At 66.9% G+C, this 4,252-nt stretch carries 6 protein-coding genes; 5 read left to right on the top strand and 1 reads right to left on the bottom strand.

What is annotated here, in order from left to right:
• Positions 1-623, top strand: a 623-nt coding sequence (gene rnc / locus WAW85_RS15445; protein WP_422560471.1) for a ribonuclease III, incomplete at its 5' end; no start/stop codon positions are given.
• The gene (mutM, locus tag WAW85_RS15450) at positions 616-1,476 is read left to right on the top strand and encodes a bifunctional DNA-formamidopyrimidine glycosylase/DNA-(apurinic or apyrimidinic site) lyase (RefSeq protein ID WP_422560472.1); all 861 of its coding nucleotides are present in this window, start codon (positions 616-618) and stop codon (positions 1,474-1,476) included. The genes rnc and mutM, both read left to right, overlap by 8 nt.
• A gap of 138 nt (positions 1,477-1,614) precedes the next feature.
• Here the strand turns inward: mutM and WAW85_RS15455 are convergent, their stop codons facing one another.
• A complete protein-coding gene (locus tag WAW85_RS15455; RefSeq protein ID WP_422560473.1) occupies positions 1,615-2,169 on the bottom strand; it encodes a hypothetical protein in 555 nt (184 codons plus the stop codon).
• 164 nt (positions 2,170-2,333) lie between these two features.
• On the opposite strand from WAW85_RS15455, the gene WAW85_RS15460 reads away from it, so the two are divergent.
• The 3 genes from WAW85_RS15460 to WAW85_RS15470 all read left to right on the top strand — a co-directional run.
• A complete protein-coding gene (locus WAW85_RS15460; RefSeq protein ID WP_422560474.1) occupies positions 2,334-2,741 on the top strand; it encodes an OsmC family protein in 408 nt (135 codons plus the stop codon).
• 103 nt (positions 2,742-2,844) lie between these two features.
• Positions 2,845-3,114 carry an acylphosphatase gene (locus WAW85_RS15465; protein ID WP_422560475.1) on the top strand — a complete coding sequence of 90 codons (270 nt, stop codon included), beginning with the start codon at positions 2,845-2,847 and terminating at the stop codon, positions 3,112-3,114.
• Between the two features lie 52 nt (positions 3,115-3,166).
• A partial coding sequence (locus tag WAW85_RS15470; protein WP_422560476.1) for a chromosome segregation SMC family protein occupies positions 3,167-4,252 on the top strand: 1,086 nt, incomplete at its 3' end.

Genomic DNA, 4,252 nt, shown 5'->3' on the forward strand with positions numbered 1-4,252 from the left:
CATATGAGAAGGGTGGCCTGCCCACCAACGAGCGGCTGGAGTTCCTTGGCGACTCGGTGCTCGGTGTGGTGGTGACCGAGCAGCTCTATAACGGCTTCCCGGACCGCCCGGAAGGTGAGTTGGCCAAGATCCGGGCCAGCGTGGTGAACATGCATGCGTTGGCCGACGTCGCCCGGGACCTGGGGCCCGGCGGGCTCGGGACACACCTTTACCTGGGGCGCGGTGAAGAACTGACCGGCGGCCGGGACAAGGAAAGCATCCTGGCCGACGGGCTGGAGTCGCTGTTCGGTGCGGTCTTCCTAGACCACGGCATCGCGGTGGCGAAGGACGTGATCCTGCGACTCTTCGAGCCGGTGATCGAGCGCTCCGGTGAGCTCGGTGCCGGACTGGACTGGAAGACCTCGCTGCAAGAATTGACCGCGGCCCGATCCCTCGGCGTGCCGCACTACCAGATCACCTCCACCGGGCCCGACCACGACAAGGAGTTCACTGCCGAGGCGATGGTCGCCGGACTGGCTCGCGGCACCGGGGTCGGCCGGACCAAGAAGGAAGCCGAGCAGAAGGCGGCCGCGCTGGCCTGGACCGCGCTCGACTCCGAAGGCGGAGACGAGAAGGGTGCCTGAACTTCCCGAGGTGGAAACCATCCGGATGGGTCTGGCTGAGCATCTGATCGGCCGTCGGATCGGCGACGTCGACATTCTCCACCTGCGCGCCGCGCGACGACATGTGCTCGGCGACGATGACCTGCGGAATCGGTTGCGCGGCAAAGAGATTCGTGATGTGCAGCGGCGCGGCAAGTACCTGTGGCTGGACGCCGCGGATCCGGCCGACGACGTCGCCGTGGTCGTGCACCTGGGGATGAGCGGCCAGATGCTGCTCGCCGGCGCCGAGGCTGCCGAACCGACACACTTGCGTATCCGGGCGCAGCTGGACGACGGCAATGAACTTCGGTTCGTCGATCAGCGCACCTTCGGTGGTTGGCACCTCGACGAGTACGCCGACGTTGCGGCGCGCCGTCTCCCAGAGTCGATCGCGCACATCGCCGCCGACCCGTTCGAGGACGCCTACGACCCCGACGCCGTCGTCAAGGTGTTGCGCCGCAAGGACACCGAGATCAAACGCGCGATCCTTGACCAGACTGTCGTCTCCGGCGTCGGCAACATCTACGCCGACGAGGCGCTCTGGCGCGCGCGGTTGCATGGTCGCCGGCGTACCAAAGCCATCCCGTCCGCCAAGCTCCGCGAACTGCTGGACCGTGCTTCCGATGTGATGGCCGAGGCGATCGTGGTCGGTGGGACGTCGTTCGACGACCTGTACGTGAACGTCAATGGCGAGTCCGGCTACTTCGACCGTGCCCTGAACGCCTACGGTCGCGAAGGTGAACCGTGCGAACGCTGTGGGACTGCGATCGTGCGCGAGTCCTTCATGAATAGGGGATCGTTCTTCTGTCCGCAGTGCCAGCGCCCACCGCGATGATCGAGGTAGTCGGCTGATCGCCGGGACCGCCCAGCCCCGCCCCGCCCCGCTCCCTGACCCCGCCCCGCTCCCTGACCCCGCCCCGCTCCCTGAGCTTGTCGAAGGGTTCCGGCTGGAGTCCCGGCTGTCGAGAGTGCCTCACCCTGGCTGGGGGCCTGCGTCGGCTGTCGCCGGTGGGCAGAGTCCGACGAAACGGCCAAAGACGCTGGCTTGCTGGCCGCGTGCCGCCGTGTCTCTGCGCACCCACAGCTGGCCGTGGCACTGCTTGGGGCCCTGCGGCCCGAACGCGGCGAACTCGACGGCGTAGTTGAACTCTTCTCCCTGGTACGGGAGGTGGAGCGTGGAGCGCGTTGCATGCTCGGATGGTTCGACGATCGTGCCCGCCGCTGGCGTCCCGATCGTTGCGGGGGCGGTCGCCGCTACCTGCGCAACTACGTCGTCGACGTCGGCTGTGGCGTGGTTGTCGCCGGTGAGTTTGCCGATGCCGATGGCCACCGGCAGCACCGCGCAGAGCCAGACGACGAAGAAGAGCACGGACTTCCACCAGCGCCACGCGGTCGAGCGGTGTTCCTTCCACCAGTAGAGCGGGGCGACGAGCAGGATGATCGCGCCGACAAGGAGAACGGCCTCCCACCAACCGTGTCCAGGGTGCTGGATGCCCGACAGCTCCGTCCACGATGTCTCTATCGGCATGTGATCCCCCTACGAACATCCCCTTGCCAGAGTCATCGTAGGTGGATGGCCGGGGATCATTCCGACACGGTCGTCACTGCGTTGCGCCCGGCTCACTCATCGGACGTGAGGTGGCTTCGAACCTTGATTCAGACATCGATGCGGCGCGGCCCTACGATTGACCCATGACCGAACTCTGGGTGCAGCGCACCGGTACTCGCCGCTACACCGGCCACAGCTCGCGGGGAGCGGAGGTGCTGGTCGGCTCCGAGGATGTCGACGGCGTGTTCACGCCGGGTGAGTTGCTCAAGATCGCCGTCGCCGCGTGCAGCGGTATGGCCTCGGACTTCACCCTGAGCCGCCGCCTCGGCGACGACTACGACACCACCATCCGGGTGTCCGGGCCTGCCGATCGCGACAATGAGCGTTACCCGGTGATCGACGAGGTGATGGAACTCGATCTGTCCGAGCTCGACCCCGACGCCGCACAGCGCCTGCTCACTGTCGTACAGCGGGCGGTGGATAAGCACTGCACCGTTGGCCGCACCATCAAGGCCGGTGCCGACGTGAACTTGACGATCGCAACGGACTGACTATCTGTCCCAAACGTAACGTCACAGACGCGGGAAGCCGCATATACGGTCGGCTGCTCTGTGACGTCACGCCTGGGACACGGTTCGATGGCACGATGGAGAGATGGAACGACTCACCGCTCACGTGCACGGCATGGTGCAGGGTGTAGGTTTTCGCTGGTGGACCCGCTCGCGGGCCCTGGAACTCGGACTGACCGGATACGCCAAGAATCTCGCTGATGGACGGGTACTGGTGGTGGCCGAGGGTTCGCGCGCTCAGTTGGACGCGCTCCTGGCGCAGGTGCGGTCCGGTCAGACCGCCGGCCGGGTGGACCTGGTGGTGGAGACGTTCGACGCGGCGCGCGGCGGTCTGCACGGATTCCGCGAGCGGTGACTGGCGGCGCGGCGACCAAGACCACTGACCGGCCTGGGTAGGCTGTTTTCTCGTGCACCTCAAGAGTCTGACCCTCAAGGGCTTCAAGTCCTTTGCGTCAGCGACGACCCTCCGGTTTGAGCCGGGCATCACCTGTGTGGTGGGCCCCAACGGCTCGGGCAAGAGCAATGTGGTCGACGCGCTGACGTGGGTGATGGGCGAGCAGGGTGCCAAAGCGCTGCGCGGAGGCAAGATGGCCGACGTGATCTTCGCCGGTACCTCTGGCCGCGCGCCCCTCGGCCGCGCCGAAGTAACCCTGACGATCGACAACTCCGACGGCGCGTTGCCCATCGACTACTCGGAAGTGTCGGTCACTCGCCGGATGTTCCGCGATGGTGCTGGCGAGTACGAGATCAACGGAACCCCCTGCCGCCTGATGGATGTGCAGGAACTGCTGTCCGACTCGGGTATCGGCCGGGAAATGCACGTCATTGTGGGCCAGGGTCGGCTGGCGACGATCCTGGAATCGCGTCCGGAGGACCGCCGGGCCTTTATTGAAGAAGCTGCCGGTGTGCTCAAGCATCGCCGCCGCAAAGAGAAAGCGGTCCGCAAACTCGATTCGATGGCCGCCAACCTCGCCCGCCTCACCGACCTCACCGGTGAACTACGCCGCCAGCTCAAGCCACTCGGCCGCCAGGCCGAGGTGGCACGACGCGCCGCCACCGTGCAGTCGGAGTTGCGTGACGCGCGGCTGCGGCTGGCCGCTGACGACCTGGTGGCCCGCCGCGGTGAGATGGCCGAGCACTCGGCCGTCGAGGACGAAATCCGCCGCCAGTCCGATCACGTCGGTGCCGAGTTGGATGCCGCGACCATCGCATTGGCCGCCAGCCAGGAACAGCTCGGCCAGGTGGCCCCGGCCGCCACCGAAGCCGGCCGTGTCTTCTATACGTTGTCTGCGCTGGCCGAACGTATCGAAGGCACCCGCCGGGTGGCCGCTGAACGCGCCGCGCATTTGGCGACGCCGAGCACCCCGGCGACCGGCCCGGATCCGGATGAGACGGAGCGCCGCGCCGACGAAGCCGCGCTGGCCGAGGCTGAGCAGGCCGCCACTGTCGAGGAAGCCGCCGCCCTTCTGGAATACGCCACCGCCGCGCTATTG

Source organism: Gordonia sp. (in: high G+C Gram-positive bacteria), assembly GCF_049299075.1.
Classification (GTDB): Bacteria; Actinomycetota; Actinomycetes; order Mycobacteriales; family Mycobacteriaceae; genus Gordonia.